This window comes from Catalinimonas locisalis (assembly GCF_038039535.1).
Lineage (GTDB): Bacteria > Bacteroidota > Bacteroidia > Cytophagales > Cyclobacteriaceae > Catalinimonas.
In genome coordinates, this window is the sequence record NZ_JBBPHP010000004.1 from 1 (window position 1) to 18,133 (window position 18,133).

Consider the following 18,133-nt stretch of genomic DNA (forward strand, 5'->3'; position numbering starts at 1 on the left):
CCCTTAATCGCTGTGATATCCGTTGCGATCTTGATCACTTTCACAATATTGCCAACAGAATCCCGTACCGGGGTGTAAGCTGCCTGGAGCCAGACTTGCTTTCCATCACTTCTCAGACGAGAATACTCTCCATTCTGAACCTCTCCATTGGCAAGGTCCTGCCAGAATTTTTTATATTCATTACTCGCCGCATACCGTGGTTCGCAAAAAATCTGATGATGCTCTCCCTTAATATCAGCCAGATTTTCAAAACCCATGGTATTTAGGAAATTCTGATTTGCCGATACGATAGTCCCATCGGGCTCAAATTCTATATAGGCCCAACCTGTATCCACTGCTGCCTGTATATTTTCTCCCTGCTGGCGTGCACTTACCATATCTGTGATACCAGTAGCGATCTTGACGACTTTTATCACCTTTCCATTTTCATCCTGTATGGGGGTATATGAGGCACTTAACCAAACACGCTCACTATCTTTGGTGAGACGGTCAAACTCACCTGTACTGACTTCCCCCTTTTGTAAATTAGCCCAATGGTTTTTATAGCTGGCTGAGTTAGCATACTCGGGTTCACAAAAAATACGATGGTGCTTACCAATAATTTCGCTTTCATCCTTATAACCCATGAACTTACAGAAATTATCATTGGCAGTGAGGATAGTACCATCAGGTAAAAACTCAATAGCAGCAAAACCAGTATTGACAGCAGCCTGTATGTGATCCGCTTTTTCTTTGTTTTCTTTTTCCTCGGTAATATCTCTTATAAATGCAGTATATTGCAGTTCATCTCCTATTTTTACCTTGGTCAAAGATAGACTTCCCCAAAACTTACTCCCGTCCTTACGCACCATTTCCAGATCATGGCCTTTGCCTACTACTTTGCTTTCTTCGGATTTGACATTTGAGTCCACATACTGGTCGTGAGCATTTTTATACGCTATTGGCAAGACCATTTTCATATCCTGACCTATCACTTCTTCCTTGCTGTAGCCAAACATGCGCTCAGCTGCTGCATTGTAGAAAGTAATAATTTTGTCAGTACTGATAGACACTACTGAATCTAAAACCTGCTCCAGTACCTCATCTTTTTGCCGGATGGTATTTTCAATTTCTTCCTGAGCTACCTTCACCTGCTCATGCAGCGCTGTCATTTCCTGTAGACGTTGCTCCAACGTTTCTTTCTGCGCTTTTAATTCTTTAATCGTAGGGGAAGTGGATTGACGATTTATGGTCTTTTTCTGAGAAGTAATTTTCTTTTTAGTCAAAGGCTTTTTTGCTTGGGAGCCTTGTTTAGTTTCAGATTTCATATTGATAAATGATTAGTATCCGATAAATCTATTTGGAATTCTGGTTTGTATCAGGTGTAAGAGAGGTAAAATGACCTCTTTATCTCCCTGTATAATATTTACTGATGGTAATACTCAACTTGTTATTCTCTATTGCAGCCCTTGAACACAATTGAAAAAATAGCGCTATCATGAGTATTCTGTATAGTGCTCTTTATTTTGTTTATAATTTGCCTGATCTCGTGTTTCAATTTGAAGTATTAATAGTTATAAAATCAATTATCGTAAAAGTAGAGTGCAAGCATTTAAAAAATTAGTTAAACAAGCAGGGATACTAACACCGAGCGTAAAGTTTGAAAAAGTGAAAGAGGTATAAGTAGATTAATTATAATAATAGTTTAAATAATTATATTAATGTGCTATGGTAAGTAATATCCCTTACCTATAAATAGTTAAAAAATTCAGGTATTTCTAAGCATGGGAAAGCTAAGCAGGAAGATTGTCGGGTAAGAACTGGTCTCTAAAACAATAATATGAGGGAACAGATTAGATAAATCCTTTTGGAAGCATTTTTTTTACTTGAACACCCACTCAAAAGCCTTCAAAAAAATTTAAATTTTAAAGGCCTTTGAGGGTATTGTTAACAACTATTCACCTATACTTTTTTCAGATGTGATAGCTCATAGAAATTACTTACATTCATTTTTCTCAGGATATTCGCCCGATGATTTTCAACGGTACGCAGGCTAATATGCAGTTTGCTGGAAATCTCTTTATTGTTATTTCCTTTCAGTACTTCCTGAAGTATTTCATTTTCTCTGGTGGTAAGTTTAGTAGCTCTACCATCCAGCTCTTTTTCTCGCTTTAATTCTGATAAACCACTGATCAGTGACTCAGTGACCATATTGTTTACATAACGCTCTCCATTGAAAATAGCTTTCAGACCAGCTTTGAACTCTTCCAGGGAGCTTGACTTAGGCACATAACCATCCACTCCTCTGGTAAGAGATTCTGTTACTAAATAACTGGTCAGATGCATGGAAAATACCATGATTTTTGTCTGCGGGTATTTTTCTTTGATAAAATCTATAAGGGCGAGCCCATTTTCTCCTTCTAAAGTCAGATCCACAATCGCTAAGTCAAAATGATTGTTCTTTAGCGCATTTTTAGCTTCCACAATATTTGTGGTATAATCTACCTGGCCAATTTCTGATTCTGTTTTTGCTAGTAGAGTAATCAGTTCTCCGATGATCTGGTGATCATCCACTATCAATATGCGTTTTTGATTTGATTGCATTTCCTGCGTAAGCATTTATTTAAAATAATGGATTTAAGTAATAAGTGAAAATATGCTATGTAAATAAGCAAAAACCACAAGTGAAATGTAAGTATATCATGCAGCCAGCTTACTTCTCAATTTCTAAAGCTATTAAAGTCTGGATTCGGGTAATATGATCTTTGATTATGTGCTGAGCTTCTTCTTTTTCCGCTATGGTTTTCGGAATGTTTTTGTTATTTATAAGGTACTGCTTCAGTTCTATTTCATTAAGCATCGCTAACATTGCCGATAGATTATGTCTTGTTTTACTGTAGGAGGATTGGTCATCAGTCTGTATTGATAGACTTAAAGACTCCATCTGGGTATCCAAATCGTCCTTAAAAGATTTCAGTAAGCTTTTTAAATGTTTTGGTTCAGCATTAAAGGTAGATTTGAGATTGTGAAAAAGCTTAGTCTGGGGGGAATTTTGCTCCGCATATGTGTCCAAATCCGGTGACTGTTTCCTGGACCACCACTTGAGTTTTTGATACAAAAGTGAAGGGTCTATAGGTTTAGGTATGATATCATTAAAACCATTTTTGCCTAACCATTCAGGATTAGAAATATCCTCCAGAGCAGTAACTGCGAGTATGATATTTTTAGCATCAATTTCCCCCTGCTTTTCAGCTTTCCTGATCATCCTGGTAGCTTCATCGCCCTGTAAACTGGGTAAAAAAATGTCCATTAGAATAATGTCAAACTTCCTTTTGTAAAGTATCTTAATAGCTTCCAGCGCATTGTCTACAATGTGCAGATCAAACTTCCATAGCTTTGCGTATGTGGAAAGTAATTTCTGATTGAATTCCAGATCTTCAACATAAAGAATACTCACCCCTTCCAGTGAAGCTTCAGCCACAGCAAGATCGCTCTGTAAGAAACCGTGGCTTTCATTACCGGAAGCGGAGCGCAGTTCAAGATCTACTTTAAATTTGGTTCCTCTCTGCACCTCGCTTTCTACTTTGATAGTACCATCAAAAAGGTCTACCAATTCTTTAACGATGGCTAAGCCACAACCACTTCCATCCTTGGTATCGGTATGTACTCTTACAAAAGGCTCAAAAATTCTGGATAAATATTTTTTCTCTATACCGGGTCCTGTATCTTTTACTACCACAGATATGGAGTACCTATTATTATTCAGAGCACTTAGAGCAACGATCAGATCCACACTTCCCTGCTCAGTAAATTTGATAGCATTAGACAAAAGATTGTTGATGATTTGGTATAAGCGATCCGGATCTCCAATTACTTTGACATCATCTATATTTAAAAATTCATGTCTGAGTTCAATGTTTTTATCAGAGGCGTGGAAATGAAAAGCATTTATACAATTTTTTAGTAGCCAGGAAAGCATGAAAGTACGCTCCTCTAATTTAATTTTCCGCTGTTGAAGACTTGATAAATCCAATAGATTATTAACAAGAGACTTGAGATGGTTAGCTGAAAAATCCAGCGTTTCCAGAATCTCAGCCTGAGGAATAGGATTCAACTGGTTTTTGAGCAGATAAACCATTCCCATCAATGAGTTAAGAGGTGTTTTGATATCATGGCTCACCATAGAAAGAAACTTGTTTTTTTCCTCAATCAGGTCCGCCAGTTCTTTGTTAGCACTTAGAAGCTGATCTTCATATTGTTTTCTGTCGCTTATATCCCGGATAATGCCCAATAGCCCTGTAAAATTATCTATTCCATCTGTGAGGGGTGTAATCGCAATTTCTCCCCAGATTTTTTTACCATCTTTCCTGATCAATGGTGTTTTCCAGGTTCTCACTGCAGGATTAAATTTCTGTTTAACATTCTCCTGCAGGCTAATCCCATAAATCATCTGTGCTTCTTTGATAGTTTCTTGCGTGACTATCTTATCCAGCGGTACTGATAAGATTTCTTCTTCCTTATACCCCATTACATCATACACAGCAGGGTTTATGTAGGAAAGCTTAAGTTCTTTGTCCAGCAAAAAAATAATATCACTAGATCCCTCTGCCAGCATGCGGTACATCTGCTCACTTTCGCGCAGCTTATTATTTGCTATTACCTTATCGGTAATATCAATCCCTATGGTCTGAATTTCTTTGAGCTCTCCATTTTCATCCAGTATTGGATAATCGGTAATACGATGCCAAACTGAATTGATACCGTCATCATAAATCTTATGAATGTCTGATAGCGTTTTCTTATGTTTAGTTATTTTTTCAAGCTTTACCTTTACTTCATTACGAACGTACTCGGGAATTATATCTAAGAATTTAGTCCCAATGAGTTCTTCTCCTTTCTTCTTAAAAAATCTTGCGTATGCCGCATTTACAAAGGTAAGTGTAGTGTCAGGTTTGAAGCGAATAATCATTTCATCCAATGAGTCTAACACCTCTCTGTAATTTGCTTCAGCAGCAATCAGGTTGAACTGCGAGACTCTAAGGTCAGTAATGTCATGCAGTATACCATACACCTCCTGGTTAATAATAACATTGGCAGCATAAATATGCTTAACCGGCTTTTCCGGATGTATCAACCTATAGGTACATTGAGTATTAGGCTCTCCCGAGAATATTCTACGTACTACGCCTTCTAAGTGCTTTTTATCCTCGGGATGTACAGTACTAAGAAAATCTTCAACTTTATGAAAACGGTCTCTGCTCAGATACGCAACCTCTTCCCAGTTATCAGAAAACTCCATAAAGCTCTTTTCATGGTTCAGATACCACCAGGCAACCTTTACATTCTTTTCCAGTACATTTAAGATATTGTTTTTCTTCTTCAGGCTCTGGTCCATCTGCTGGGTAAAAGTAGCATCCACGCGTACGTGATTTTCACCTGAGTTCCTTTTACTCACTTCTGATACAGTCCCCCAGATTGCGATCACCTCATCGTTTTTTATGATCGGAAAGAACTTGAAGGAGTTGTGAGACACCTTTTTGTGGACAAATGAGACCAGACGCCCTTCAAATTCTATCATTCCTCTGATAGAATAAATGGAATTCTCCAGGCTATAAAAAACGTCCAGATCTTCCGGATAAATTAGCGTGCGTAATTCTTCAAGTGAATAGGGCTTGTCTCTGTACGGCAATTCCAACTTAATATGGTTGCTTTCATTCATGTAGCAAACATTATTCTTCAGATCAAAGTACCAGATGCCTACATTTTGAATTTTTAAGGCATTGACCAGAAAATGTTTATCCTCCAGATTAACAGGGTGCTTTTTGTTTTCTTCAGAAACCGGCCAGAATTTTAGCAGAAAATACTTCTTATGCTCCACCTCAATCTCCTGAACATAAACCTGTAGCTCGCAATCTTCCTTTTCAAACTGACAATATTTCCATTGAAAGAAAACAGGGGACTGTTTAAATTTTTCTATAAAAAAAGCATTGTTCAATAATTGTTCACCGACGATATTACTTTTGCTTAAGGCTTCATTTTGATAGACAATTTCCCGGGTCTGTGGGTTGACTAATAATATGGGCAAGTGCATTTTATTTAAAAACAACTTTGCCCAATTTTCTTCAGATTTTATTTTCTCACTGTCACTGTTTTGCTTACGCAATTGAAGAATAATTGAAGCAAGCTCATCTTTAGTCTTTTGCCTTAAGTTACCAGCAGAATCATCACTCATTTTATTAAATACAAAATTTTAACCTAAACACTGAGACATTTAAAAACGGAACGTTAAATATATTGTTTAAAGTTTTTATAATTTAATTAAACACAATAATATTTAATAAATTTGCCTTTCCTCCAGAATTTTTATGGAATAATTTCTTAAAATTTTAGGATAGCCTTAATGTTATTCAATATAAGGTATTTCCGACAAGAGTCGTAATAAGTCACTACCTTTTGGGGAAAGAATAATGAGGGGGAGATTGTTTAAGCTTATGCAAAAACCTCTTAGTGTAAAGTAAATTTTAGGAGGTAAGTTTTAATAACTCCATTCTGTAGAAAGATAAGCCAAAGTACCATTGAGAAGATACTTTGGCTTAATTGAAGAGAAAATCAATGACTTAGGAGCCTCACGCTTTATCATAGAAAACACGATGTATTATCGCATTATCAGTTAATATACTATGCAAAGTAACTTAATTCAATCAAAATGACCTTCAGATATAATTTACTAATCAATTAAATTTCCAAAATACAGCGCATTCAAAAACAGTTTATTGGTGCCCAGCCACATCCCTCGAAAGTTAGGGTTATCAGCAAAAAGTATTACCCTTCCTTTCCCTTGATTACTGACCAGTAAAGAGGCAGTGTTTGAGAGTTTGCCGAGGTTCTCAGCGGAAATATAACCACTTAACAGGGGCTGAGAAACATATTGCGCAACTGTATTGTAAGGCACTTTGCTCAAAGCAAACAGGGCATCACTATTTTTATACACGGGTATAGCCCGGCGAGTGTAGCCGTAGCCTAAGGGATGGGTAATGTCCAGGTCAGCCATATAAATAGAGCCCCGAATGGCTTTAGCCCCTTCTCTTTCTCTGGCGTCTTCGTAGTTGAAGCGCTGTGCAGGAGCTTCAGTTGTATCTTCAAGTAATTTGGCATCAGAAAGTTGCTGGTCAATAGCCCACTCGGCTGCTCCTTTGAAAGTGATTAAAGTTCCTCCATCATTAACCCACCTTGAAAGCTTTTCCACCTCTGATTTAGCCAATCTACTGTAGTTTCCATTTACCATGACCACTGCTGAATAATCATACAGTGAGAGGGTAGACAAGTTACTGGCCTCAACTTTGGTCAGCGGCAGCCCCACCTGGTCTAGTAAGAACCACACTTCACCCACTTCGGTAGATTGAATACCTTCACCGGTCAGGATCAACACCTTAGGTTCTTCTATGGTCTGCAAATTGTTGCTTCCCAGATCAATGCCTTCCGAGCTAAATCCCGTAGCAGTAGTATAAAAAGGAACTTCAAAACGTTCTGCGGCAGTGCGGATCAGTGCGTAGACGGAGTCAGTTGACATTGACTGCACCTGCAAAGGAATAGAAATAGCGCCTCTGTTAAATTGCCTTGTACCATTGGCACTTTGAGCACGAAACGGTTTCATAGCCACCTGGGCAAGTACTTCATGATCCAATAAATATTGCAAAGCGGCCGGGGCATTGTAGTCTGTCCAATCCATCAAATAAGCATAGCTACTTTTCTGAATGGCAGGAATATTAATTTCAGGAACACTCTCCAACTGCCTACCCAGGGGTAAGTTGCCAGTCCGGATCTCTGCATGCGGAAGTCCATAGGACAGCACCATGGTCCAGGCTGAAGCATCATAAAATACACTGTCTACAAATTCGGTCCGGCGTTCAAAAATAGAGGCAACTAGTCTATATTGTGCCTGCTCAGTGGGTACTACATAAGCATTACCAGGTACAAACTGCTGTCCGTTGAGGCTAACTTCCTCTTCAAGTGCATAAACTTTGATTTTGTGTCTGAGCAAAAGTTCTGTAAACCTGTTCAGACGGTTGGCATCGTCAGGTTCTCCATAGACATAGGCTTTTACGGGATTTTTCCCGGCTTCGGTCAGAGCAGAGTTATAGAACTCCCTCTGGTATTCCAGCAGGGTTTGCTTATTTTCCACTGCGCCCCTTACAGTAGCCAGACCGGTTACCAAATGATTTCTAACGGTAAAAGGAAAAGTGAGGATTCCGGTCGTGCTCTCCTGTCGGTTCCCCCGTGAGCTAGCCTGCTCAAAGGTGGCTCCTACTCCTCCTTGAAAATCCGGATAAGTAGAGCCATAACCGGGATAAAAGTTATCAAATATTTCTTTGGTAAAGTACAGTGAACCTAAACTATCTAGTGCTTCAGCTTGATAGCGGGCCAATAACACATTCAATTCTTCATACTGTCGACGAGGTACCAAGGGGTTTTCTGAGCCCAGTGGAGGGCTGGGTTCAAAATAATAGGTAGAGTTGGTTCCCATTTCATGAAAATCTATGACCACATTGGGCAGCCACTGATGATAAAAATCCAGTCGGGCGCGACTCTCTACATGCGCAGCAGGAAGCCAGTCGCGGTTCAGGTCAAACCAATAATGGTTACCTCTCCCCCCCGGCCATACTTCGTTGTGCTCCCGGTCTTGTGGATCCGCTACCGGCGGATTCGCCCGATGCATATTTACCCAATTGGCAAAACGATCGCGCCCGTCCGGGTTTTGTGCAGGATCTATGAAGATCACTGCTTCTTCCAAGTAAGAACTAACCTCTTCCTCCTGACTAGCTGCATAATAATAGGCAGTAAGCAAAGAAGTTTCCAGTCCTGATGCTTCATTTCCGTGCACATTATATGCCAGATGGATGAATATAGGTTGTTCCTCCAAATCAGGCAAAGGCTGAGCAGGATCAGCCAATTGTAGATGATTCTGCCTTATTTCTTCAAGATTAGCATGGTTTTGAGGTGTAGTGATGGTGACAATCGCCAGGGGGCGTAGTTCATTGGTTTGCCCTATCTTTTGGAAAGTCACCCGCTCTGATGCGCTGGCCAGTTCTTTCAAATACGCGATAGCCAGATCGTAGCGCGTATGACGCTCACCTATGGGATAGCCTAAAAATGACTCCGGACTAGGAATATTGGAGTCAAACTGCTCCCCTTCAGGAAAATAGTAGTCATGTTGTGCATAGGAAGCAAATGACAATAAAATCAATAATAGGGTTATTAAACTGTTTGGGTATTTCATTAAGCTATAGTTCCTCATAGTACGTTGTGATAAAAATTTCTTTAGCAGTAAAATTATGATTTTGTATGAGTATTCTAGAAAAGACCCTCTTTTCTTTCAGATTTCCACAAATGAGCTCATACAGTATCAGCCTGAACTGTTAAGTTACATGTTGCACTTAGTTCTGCATTGTGAGTAGGGTGTATAAGTTCGTAGCCAATTATAACTATTCCTGCTTTGACTCCATAAATCCGGAGGTTCTCAAATTAACAATGTGTACCCTTTAGAATTATTTCTTACTCAAAAAATAGCCAGACTGACATATTGACAATTAAATTTAAGAAGGGATTCATTTTCTTTCACAAAGCCAAGGCCATGCAGCCATTATAGTAACCATTTACCTGAAATATACCGAATTCATCTTAAGTGAAATTAACCAGGATGAAATCCCTAGCCGTATAGATCCTTTATCTTATTTACATGAGCAATAACTATCATTTCTCAATTTCATTAATAAACAAAAAGCATTTTATAACCTTGTATACTCTGAAAGCCATTTTTTAAATTTTAAATCTTGTTTTAAATACATTTTTCTATGAGCAAGCAAGTAGGTGATTTTTTAATAGACCGAATCCACGAATGGGGTATTTCCCGCATTTATGGTTATCCGGGTGATGGAATCAATGGCATAATGGGTGCTTTGGATCGTGTCGATGGCAAAGCAGCATAAGTAAGGCTTATAGTTATCATACTCAACATATCAATAGGAAGCATATGGCTTCAGGTATTACACATACCGAATGGGCTTAGCGGAAGCCAGCAGGCTTATGGCGGTCTTCCAATCCGGGAGCACATCAGCATCAATCGTGAGGGTACGAATCTCCCTGGCTATGCTTTTACTGGCTTTCATCGCTTGCAGATGGGCACCGCTTCCGGCAAATTCTTTCAGCTCCTGCTCATTGTTCCACAAGGTCATGGTGTAGTGTTTCATCCAGAAGCCCCTCTTCTTCATCTGCACACAATTCGTAGCCCGAAGCTGCCGAAGAATGTACATAGCGTTTTTGGAAAGCACAAAAAACTTAAAAGGACTTTTTAGCTCAATAGATGTGATGGTGACTTTCATGCGTTTATAGAATTTCTTCGCATGAAGATAAAAGATTTTACGCTACAAAACAGCCACACATTGACTTTACGCTTTCTCCAGGGTGAAGAGTGTGATTTCCGGCCTTACATTAAACCTAACCTGCCACAGATGTCCTAAGGCCCGGTTGATATACAAAGTTCTGCCATCTTCCAATCCAATTTTTCCTGCGGTATATCTTCTGTTCTTTACCGGCAACATAGGAGGCTCCAGAAAGGGAGGCTTACACTGCCCACCGTGCGTATGTCCCGACAATATCCAGCTCTGGTAATTATTCCATACCGGCTCATCGGCTACATCGGGATTGTGACAGAGCACAATATTGGCCTGGTTAGGGTTTACCTTCTCCATTACCTGACTGGGGTTGAAGTTAGTCCCCCAGTAATCATCCAGACCAATGAAATTGAGACCCGCACGAGAAGCCTGAGCATTGCGCAGAATTTCAATGCCCTGATTATGCAGAATATTCACGATCTTTTCTGCCACCTCAGGTTCCGACCAATTATAACCATAATCATGATTGCCCAATATGCCCAGCGTGGCTTCCTTCCCACGTACAGCATGGGCAAATACCTCTTTCAACTGCTCCAGTTGCTCTTCTGATTCGTAGCTGACGAAATCTCCGGTGTACACCACATAATCGGGAGCCAGCTTCTGGGCTTCCCTGAAGGAATCAATGAGGTAGTTGCGGTCAAAGCGGTTGCCCACGTGGATATCGCTGATCTGCATCAGTCGCTTACCTTCTAAAGTATCCGGCAGATGTCTGATGGGCATCTTTAGCTGCACAAACTCCAGCCAGAAAGGCTCTACCTGCCAGGTATACAAACCTGTACTCAGGCCCAGCCCTCCCATTGCTACCGTTCCTTTCAAAAAACTTCTTCTGTTCATCTTGCTACACTCACTGAGATTATGTCCTAGTCTTTTGGCAGCATTAATCATGCCTTACCAGGCATAGCAAACTCCCCATCTTTCTGCAAGTCTCTGTTTCACCCTCGCGACTAGCTCAAATTTATTTCAGCTTTCGCCCTGGAATTGAAGTTTACAGATACGTATAAAGTTTGAAACTTGACTTGATCTAAATGCTTTAATTCCATTGCAGAACAGCATGCTAAAGCCAGAGGGTAATATCTAAAAACTACGGGCTATATTAACCCCCATGCGTACTCCCCATTCACGGATCTTGGAAGATACTTTCACTGAAGGCGAATAGTCTTCTTCTTCGCTGCCAAATCTGTATTTCGCTCCGGCATACAACTCTAAATGCCACTTCTGGCTAATCTCTGCATTTTTTCCCACCAGTATACCAGGACTTATCTGTTTACTGGTAATTTCGGGGGCATTATAGTTTTCTCCCGAGGGAATTATCTTTCTCCTGAGCAGTTCTACAAAGAAAGCGCTGTAGAATGAAGATGATCTTTTTTCAGCATTGAAGTAATATTTAACTTCTGGAACTATGGTTGTAAAAAAATCAGCGTCCGCATCGGTACTTCTTCCATCAGAACCAAAATTGTTAAGCAGTAATTGTACCCCCACATCCTGACGGATTATTCTTTCGTAGCCAATGCACAGCGAGTAAGGTAAAAAGGAAACTGGCAAAACAAATGCTCTTCCTATAATTACGTTATTTTGTCCCAATACTGTTTGCCATGTACATATGATGAACAATAAAGTGGATAATAGTGTAATGCCTGCTCTCGTTTTCTTCATATAATTTTTAACATAGTTAATCAGTACCCTTCCCTACCGCATTTCGAGCGCAGCGTAAACTTGTGGTGAATGGCATGTTTAACTCCAAGTTACGCTTCGTATTCCATACCGGGCTAAACTTGATGTAGAGTATATTTTTTTTATCCTTAATCAATTAGTTTACTTTCTAATAGATTCAGTGAATTATGTACACCTTCATCAACTAAAGTCCCTTCAATTTTAACTTTATTTAAATTATTAAGCCTTTTTTCGTCAGACTTACTGGCGAAGAAAATCACAATCTTACGACTCTGGTTTTTATATTGAATATTGGAAGTCACATAATAATGCCCCCCATCTGCACCAGTTGAAAGCACGTTAAAGTCTGTCAATTCCAACCTAATTTTATCATCCATCTTTTCTTTATTTATAGTAACGGTTTCCCCCTTACTGCATTTTGAGTGCAGCGGTAAATGTGGTGAATTATAAGCCCATCTACATTTACAATTCGCCCTCCATACTGGGCAAAACTTGAAGGAGAGGAATTTGGCATAGACCTTATTCAAATTTAGTTGTGTACTTGCTCTTTTCCAGAAATGTGGCCGGATCAGTTACTTCAAGGATTTCTTTTATCGCCAGCGGCTTATCTTTTGCGTGATCATAGTAAGACCGGCAAATCTTGTAACCTACATAATATCCCATATCCTTCGGCCACGCTTCGGAATCAGCATTGTAAAACCAATCCGATTGGTCATATGCATACATATTTGCTTTGAACCGCCTCCATACTTCCTGTTCGTTTGCATCTCCATAGTTTAATGCAGCCTCACTCACAGCCCCACCGTTGGTAACTCCTTTACCATGGGTAACGATATCTACCAGAAATACAGCAGCCCCTTCATTGATAGCATTATAAAGTAAATTATAGTCATTATCTACCGGAGGCAACTGCTGAAAATGTGCCTGTTCATGAAGCACTATATTATGAATGTGGCTAATGGGTTGAAAGAATCGTAACCAGGGGCTATTATCCCACTCATCCAATACGGCTTCATCTGACAAAGCGAACATTTCAGTTCCTATGTACAATCCACCTTTAGGCATAGATCTTCCGGCAGAATTGAAGAAACCGATACAAAAGTAGGTATCATGAAACTCAAAGTCAGGATAAAGCGCTTTAGCCTGTCTGAAATACTTGTAGATGCTGTCTTTGTTCTTCTCAATGCTTTCGGTATTGTTTCGGATGGATGCCAGAAACTTTGGATACTGCCTGAGCACTGCCAGGTATTCTTCTTCTATATTTTTTTTATTTTCTCTTTGTTCGGCTTCAAAATATTCTTGCAAAGCACTACTGGCCTTACTGATATACAAATCATGGAGCATTTGTATAGTATCTTCTTTGCTCTCTGCCTCGGGCAACTGATCATACATTGTCCAGAAGTTGCTGATATCTGAGGTAATGATTCTTGCCTCTTCAGGATGGGAAGCTCCCTCCTGCCCAAAAACAGTATGTTTAACTGTAAAGAATAGGCAGCACAAAGCAATTGAAATTTGCCATCTTTTCATGATAGGTTATGGTTAAATGTAATCACAGACTTTACCGGTTTACTAATTGAGATTAAGAGAAGATAATTTATTTTCTTCCCAACAAAATTTTTCTTGCTGGTTCCCTTGATGGTGCAGCCTGCTCATTTACTAGCTGTAGTGTTTGTTTCAATGTTAAAAAACCATTTTATCAATACTGCACAGTAGTTGTAATGCCTATACCTGTCCCAAATGCCATTTTACCTACTTCCCTCCATTTTCCCTGACTTGTTGTTCTGGTTATAGTAGGACTTGCAGCACCTGAAATATCTGTAGAAAAGAACAGGCCATGATCTCCCATATCTTCAATCCATTCCATGGAAACAAAAAAATCATCTTCTACCACAATGTTGTACTGGCTTAGATCAACTGTTAATTTACCTTCTTTCATACTGCTGGTTACAATAATATTTTCTTTCAGAATATTCTGATCGGGTAATCCATTCCTGAGGTTATAAAAGTTGATTCTAAACTTAAAAGTATTGTAATCATTATCAGTGATATAAATGCTAAAATCTTTGATGAATGTAGGTCTTCTTTTGGTTTTAATAACAATGCCCATTTCATTGCCCAGTAAATTAGCGTCAAACCCAGTTTTGTTATTTCTAGATTCAGTCTCATTACCCAGTATTCTTTCTCTTAGCTTTCGTCCCTTAAATTTTTCCCCATAAACAAAAACCTCATCCATTTGATAAGCTGCTTCATCTAAAGTTATTTCAGATTCATTACCCATAAGTTGTTTGAATTCCGCGACCTTAAATGTCTTGCTTTCATACCCAACCATGGAGATTCTTAGCTCGTTATCATCATATTTTTCATCAATAATAAGCTGAAATTTACCATTACTATCTGTTACTGTTCCTACATTTTTTCCCACTACTCCGACATTGACATAGGCCAATCCTTTCATAGATTTACCATCTTTGATGATACCTTCAATGGTAGGTTGTCCTACAAGATTGAAACTTATGAGGAGTAAAACTGAAATCAATACAATTCTGTGTAGCATATCTTTTCTCTGATAATATCCTAATTGACTTAATTATCACCCTACTGTATTATGAGGGTAGCGGAAACATAGGGTGAAATATACAATCTTCATAAAAGAAAGCATGGCAAATGCGCTTTAGGGAGAGCGATTTCATTCTATCCGCTTATATCTTGATGGGTCTTTAAGCACCAATGCCCATGGTCCTCTCTTCGCAAACCCTCCTAATTTTTCATCCGAAGGATCAAACCTGTACAGGAATACCGGACAATCACTCAAATCATCAAAAGGAGAGTCGGTATTGGTAGGATAAGAATTAATGACCAGTATCTTATCTTGATATGCTTCCAGACTGTTCAATATATTAGCCAGACCTCCGCTCCTGCTATTAAGCATAGTATGTCCAAAACCAAACTGTCCTAAATAGACCTCATTGGTCGTATCTAATTCCATAAATGTCTGCGCCATCAGGCGATCCCGCTTCTCCATGCCGGAAATAAAGGAATTGTTAGCAAGGATTTTGTCAATCACTTCCTTGTTTTTATCATCCGGTAGAGGTAGCCTAGATATGCTTGCTCTGAGAGCATAAATATATGTTTTGATATCCCTTTCCACCCCAATGGTATCTAAGCGGGTCTTCACTGAATCCCGAAACGCTGCCAGCTGAGGATGATCTGAATAATTGGATAAAAGAGAATACAGTGTAGCTGAAACTCCCGGTTCTCTTTCTAAATCAAGCCCATGCACCTGTAATTTTTTATGGCTATCCAGCCCCAGATTGTAGTCATACAACTTTTTCATGTTCAAATAAAACTCCTCATAATTGCTAAATCCAGGAGAAGTAAACCCAAGATACCATTCATCTCCGGTCTGTAAATATTGGTTATACAGATAAGCCTCGGCACGACCAAACTCAATCAGTAGATGTCTTACCCCAAAGTTTTTGTTCAAATACATCAGTAGTTCAGCCTGCATGATATAGTTAGCCTCTAAATAGTGCATCTCCCCGAACATGATGATCTTTTTATCCTGAATATCTTCGTTGAAGAGATCATAATGTTCAAAAACAGGACGCTCCAGGTCTACACAATAGACCGTATCCTGCGCAAAGAGAGAAGTAGCGGTTAGTAATAGGCTAAGTGTTATGAATAAAACAGATTGCATACGCATGTTATTTCGTATTGAAATGGGGCCAGCTACGGTTTACTGAATTTGAGAGAAAGTATTTTACCCTTCCCTACCCTACCGCAAGTTTGAGCGCAGCGGAAACTTGTGGTGAATTACAAGTTTATCTACATTAACACTTCACCTTTCATAATGGGCTAAGTTTGAGGTAGAAAGGTAAAATCAGTTTTTCTAATGAGATTCCTCATTCAATTTTTGGATTGTTCCACTCATGGAATCAAATAAGAAAATTCTATGGAAACTAGTATTATAGTTTTTAGATAATGTTTTATCGTTAATAAAAGAAAAATCTCCTGCCTTTCCGATACCTGAGGTGAATAATAGAAGCCATTGTTCTTGTATTGTCTTATCTTCATAGTATTTCAGTTTATTTTCCTTTTTCGCAATTGCTTTATCTAAGATTTCTTGATCAAACTCACCTACAATCCATGGTTCCCCGTATGAAATTGTTATTAAATCATGTGGAGATGTCTTTCTAACTGCTTTAATAAATTTAAGATTTGCAGGGTGATGATTTTCAAACAATAACTTTAGTTCTTCTACAATTTTTAAAGAGTCTTTCCTTTTAATTTTTATTGAGGTGAATTCAATTTCATATATTCCACCATATATTGCATTGTATTTGTTTGTGTTGAGTAATTCCTCTGTGCGTTTAAATATATTTTCTATCTTTCCTCTTCTTTGTTTGTCTTCAAAGTCTAAGATTATTTGACTTAATTCTATACCTATTTTCTTTCTCTCTGATGAAACAATAAAATCAGGGCACTCCCTAACTCCTTCTATAATTCTTAATGGTTCTTTAAACTCACAAATAAACTTTGCTAAAATGAAAAGCTCGTCATTGGTCTTTTTTTTATCAGAATCAGAAAGCTCAGAGGCTTCAACCAAACTAAACCAAGGAGCTAAAATATTATGTAAGGCTTCTTTCCTTATTTTGAACGTTTCTATTTCATCTTTTACTTGCGACTGTCGTATCCTCATTTGTCAAATTTAAACATTATTGTCTTCATTGGGCTAAATAGATTTTGTTCTTGCATAATTACATCTATATGTACCTTCCATCCCCAAAAAGATAAAGCATTTCTGAAATTTTAACAATTTAGCGGAAAGGGTATTTTTACCCTTTTTGCTTTTTCTACATTCCACCTTTTCATGGAGTGTAAGAAGCCTGTCGTTTTTCCTTTGGTCAGGTAGAAAAAATGGCAAAACAGCGCTACATGCCCATTGAAATTACAGATTCAGTACACCTGCAGTGCTGCATGTCCACTGAACTTACATGCTCAGTACATCTGCAGCGTCGTTTGTCCTATGATCCATGCGTCTCAATGCTGTTGCAGCACTGTTTCTCCACTGATCCAACTGTCTCAATGCCCATGCAGCACTACATCACCCCTCATCCAACTGTTTTAGTGGACTTGCAGCACTGCATCACCTCTGGTCTGAAGGTTTCAGTCAGGATGCAGCATTGCATTGACAGTGATTTTCTGTACAGGTAAGTTTTATGGCTCTTTGGCCGATCAAAATTCGCTTAATCTACTGATCTTCAGCCTCTCTAAACAAATAAAAACCACAATGGTAAAGATGAAATCCAAAGCTATCCCTCAGCGGATAGAAGATGCCCGGTTGCTTATCCGCGGAGCGATGAGCATGCCGACCGTAAGCCAGGAACTGGCAAAGGTAGGTTACCCCCTCAAGGAATTGCAGCGGGCCAATACTATGATAGATAATGTGGTGGCCCTTCAGACAGACAAAAACTCCAAACACGGCTTACAACTTAGTGCTTCGGAGCAGTTCAAGAAGGATCAGGCAGACGCCTGGGAGATATACACCTATCATGTGAAGTCGGCTAAGCTGGCCTTACGTAATGATGTGGGCAAACAGAGACATCTGCAACTGGATGTGCCCCGCAAGCGTAACCTTGCCGGATGGATGGAGCAGGCCCGTTATTTCTATAAAGAAATACAGCTATTGCCCGACAGCTTTGTGGCTATGGGAGTCACTGCGGAGGAACTGGCGCAGGCACAGGCCATGATGGAAGCTATCGCTGATACCCACAGAAGCTGTAAAGGCTTGCAGGGTGAAGCACAGATGGCTACCCAATTGCGTAACATCGCGCTGAAAGAAATGGATGAGTGGGTGCGCCGCTTTACCAAAGCCGCCCGCCTCGCTCTGGACGAGCACGACCAGTTGCTGGAAGGTTTAGGCCTGCTGGTAAGGAGTAAGTAATCAGGGTTAAGCAGCTTTGTCAAAGCTTTGAGCTTTGACAAAGCTAGCCCCAGAAGCTAAGTACTGGTGAGGAACAAATAATTTACAG

14 protein-coding genes are annotated in these 18,133 nt (G+C 39.4%); 2 read left to right on the forward strand and 12 right to left on the reverse strand.

Going from position 1 to position 18,133, the window contains the following annotated elements; translation table 11 throughout:
* The 4 genes from WJR50_RS07370 to WJR50_RS07385 all read right to left on the reverse strand — a co-directional run.
* Positions 1-1,307, reverse strand: a 1,307-nt coding sequence (locus tag WJR50_RS07370; protein ID WP_341292603.1) for a PAS domain-containing protein, incomplete at its 3' end; no start/stop codon positions are given.
* 634 nt (positions 1,308-1,941) lie between these two features.
* Positions 1,942-2,583, reverse strand: a complete 642-nt coding sequence (locus WJR50_RS07375) for a response regulator (RefSeq protein ID WP_341292604.1) — start codon at positions 2,581-2,583, stop codon at positions 1,942-1,944.
* 109 nt (positions 2,584-2,692) lie between these two features.
* A complete protein-coding gene (locus tag WJR50_RS07380) occupies positions 2,693-6,064 on the reverse strand; it encodes a PAS domain S-box protein (protein WP_341292605.1) in 3,372 nt (1,123 codons plus the stop codon).
* A 642-nt stretch (positions 6,065-6,706) separates the two neighbouring features.
* The gene (locus WJR50_RS07385) at positions 6,707-9,223 is read right to left on the reverse strand and encodes a M14 family metallopeptidase (RefSeq protein ID WP_341292606.1); all 2,517 of its coding nucleotides are present in this window, start codon (positions 9,221-9,223) and stop codon (positions 6,707-6,709) included.
* Positions 9,224-9,830: 607 nt separating this feature from the next.
* Between WJR50_RS07385 and WJR50_RS07390 the strand changes: the two genes are divergently transcribed.
* Positions 9,831-9,965 carry a hypothetical protein gene (locus tag WJR50_RS07390; protein ID WP_341292607.1) on the forward strand — a complete coding sequence of 45 codons (135 nt, stop codon included), beginning with the start codon at positions 9,831-9,833 and terminating at the stop codon, positions 9,963-9,965.
* 57 nt (positions 9,966-10,022) lie between these two features.
* Here the strand turns inward: WJR50_RS07390 and WJR50_RS07395 are convergent, their stop codons facing one another.
* The 8 genes from WJR50_RS07395 to WJR50_RS07430 all read right to left on the reverse strand — a co-directional run bounded on the left by WJR50_RS07395 (position 10,023) and on the right by WJR50_RS07430 (position 16,800).
* A complete protein-coding gene (locus WJR50_RS07395; RefSeq protein WP_341292608.1) occupies positions 10,023-10,358 on the reverse strand; it encodes a DUF3291 domain-containing protein in 336 nt (111 codons plus the stop codon).
* A gap of 66 nt (positions 10,359-10,424) precedes the next feature.
* Positions 10,425-11,264: a metallophosphoesterase gene (locus tag WJR50_RS07400; protein WP_341292609.1), complete on the reverse strand. Its 840-nt coding sequence runs from the start codon at positions 11,262-11,264 to the stop codon at positions 10,425-10,427.
* A 240-nt stretch (positions 11,265-11,504) separates the two neighbouring features.
* Positions 11,505-12,083: a hypothetical protein gene (locus WJR50_RS07405; protein ID WP_341292610.1), complete on the reverse strand. Its 579-nt coding sequence runs from the start codon at positions 12,081-12,083 to the stop codon at positions 11,505-11,507.
* 146 nt (positions 12,084-12,229) lie between these two features.
* Positions 12,230-12,478: a hypothetical protein gene (locus tag WJR50_RS07410; protein WP_341292611.1), complete on the reverse strand. Its 249-nt coding sequence runs from the start codon at positions 12,476-12,478 to the stop codon at positions 12,230-12,232.
* Positions 12,479-12,620: 142 nt separating this feature from the next.
* Complete coding sequence (locus tag WJR50_RS07415; RefSeq protein WP_341292612.1) at positions 12,621-13,628, reverse strand: gliding motility protein GldB-related protein; 1,008 nt, start codon at positions 13,626-13,628, stop codon at positions 12,621-12,623.
* A 169-nt stretch (positions 13,629-13,797) separates the two neighbouring features.
* Positions 13,798-14,655 (reverse strand): carboxypeptidase-like regulatory domain-containing protein, encoded by an 858-nt coding sequence (locus tag WJR50_RS07420; protein ID WP_341292613.1) that lies wholly within the window; start codon positions 14,653-14,655, stop codon positions 13,798-13,800.
* A gap of 132 nt (positions 14,656-14,787) precedes the next feature.
* Complete coding sequence (locus WJR50_RS07425) at positions 14,788-15,798, reverse strand: TraB/GumN family protein (RefSeq protein WP_341292614.1); 1,011 nt, start codon at positions 15,796-15,798, stop codon at positions 14,788-14,790.
* A 192-nt stretch (positions 15,799-15,990) separates the two neighbouring features.
* Positions 15,991-16,800 carry a hypothetical protein gene (locus tag WJR50_RS07430; protein ID WP_341292615.1) on the reverse strand — a complete coding sequence of 270 codons (810 nt, stop codon included), beginning with the start codon at positions 16,798-16,800 and terminating at the stop codon, positions 15,991-15,993.
* A 600-nt stretch (positions 16,801-17,400) separates the two neighbouring features.
* On the opposite strand from WJR50_RS07430, the gene WJR50_RS07435 reads away from it, so the two are divergent.
* A complete protein-coding gene (locus tag WJR50_RS07435) occupies positions 17,401-18,045 on the forward strand; it encodes a PQLLE family protein (protein ID WP_341292616.1) in 645 nt (214 codons plus the stop codon).
* The last annotated feature ends 88 nt before the right edge of the window (positions 18,046-18,133 follow it).

Bases quoted from the DNA above. Each gene is read 5' to 3' on its own strand.
- WJR50_RS07390 (WP_341292607.1), top strand. From the start codon at position 9,831: ATGAGCAAGCAAGTAGGTGATTTTTTAATAGACCGAATCCACGAATGG.
- WJR50_RS07415 (WP_341292612.1), bottom strand. From the start codon at position 13,628: ATGAAAAGATGGCAAATTTCAATTGCTTTGTGCTGCCTATTCTTTACA.
- WJR50_RS07435 (WP_341292616.1), top strand. From the start codon at position 17,401: ATGAAATCCAAAGCTATCCCTCAGCGGATAGAAGATGCCCGGTTGCTT.
- WJR50_RS07420 (WP_341292613.1), bottom strand. From the start codon at position 14,655: ATGCTACACAGAATTGTATTGATTTCAGTTTTACTCCTCATAAGTTTC.
- WJR50_RS07400 (WP_341292609.1), bottom strand. From the start codon at position 11,264: ATGAACAGAAGAAGTTTTTTGAAAGGAACGGTAGCAATGGGAGGGCTG.
- WJR50_RS07405 (WP_341292610.1), bottom strand. From the start codon at position 12,083: ATGAAGAAAACGAGAGCAGGCATTACACTATTATCCACTTTATTGTTC.
- WJR50_RS07410 (WP_341292611.1), bottom strand. From the start codon at position 12,478: ATGGATGATAAAATTAGGTTGGAATTGACAGACTTTAACGTGCTTTCA.
- WJR50_RS07425 (WP_341292614.1), bottom strand. From the start codon at position 15,798: ATGCAATCTGTTTTATTCATAACACTTAGCCTATTACTAACCGCTACT.
- WJR50_RS07430 (WP_341292615.1), bottom strand. From the start codon at position 16,800: ATGAGGATACGACAGTCGCAAGTAAAAGATGAAATAGAAACGTTCAAA.
- WJR50_RS07375 (WP_341292604.1), bottom strand. From the start codon at position 2,583: ATGCAATCAAATCAAAAACGCATATTGATAGTGGATGATCACCAGATC.
- WJR50_RS07395 (WP_341292608.1), bottom strand. From the start codon at position 10,358: ATGAAAGTCACCATCACATCTATTGAGCTAAAAAGTCCTTTTAAGTTT.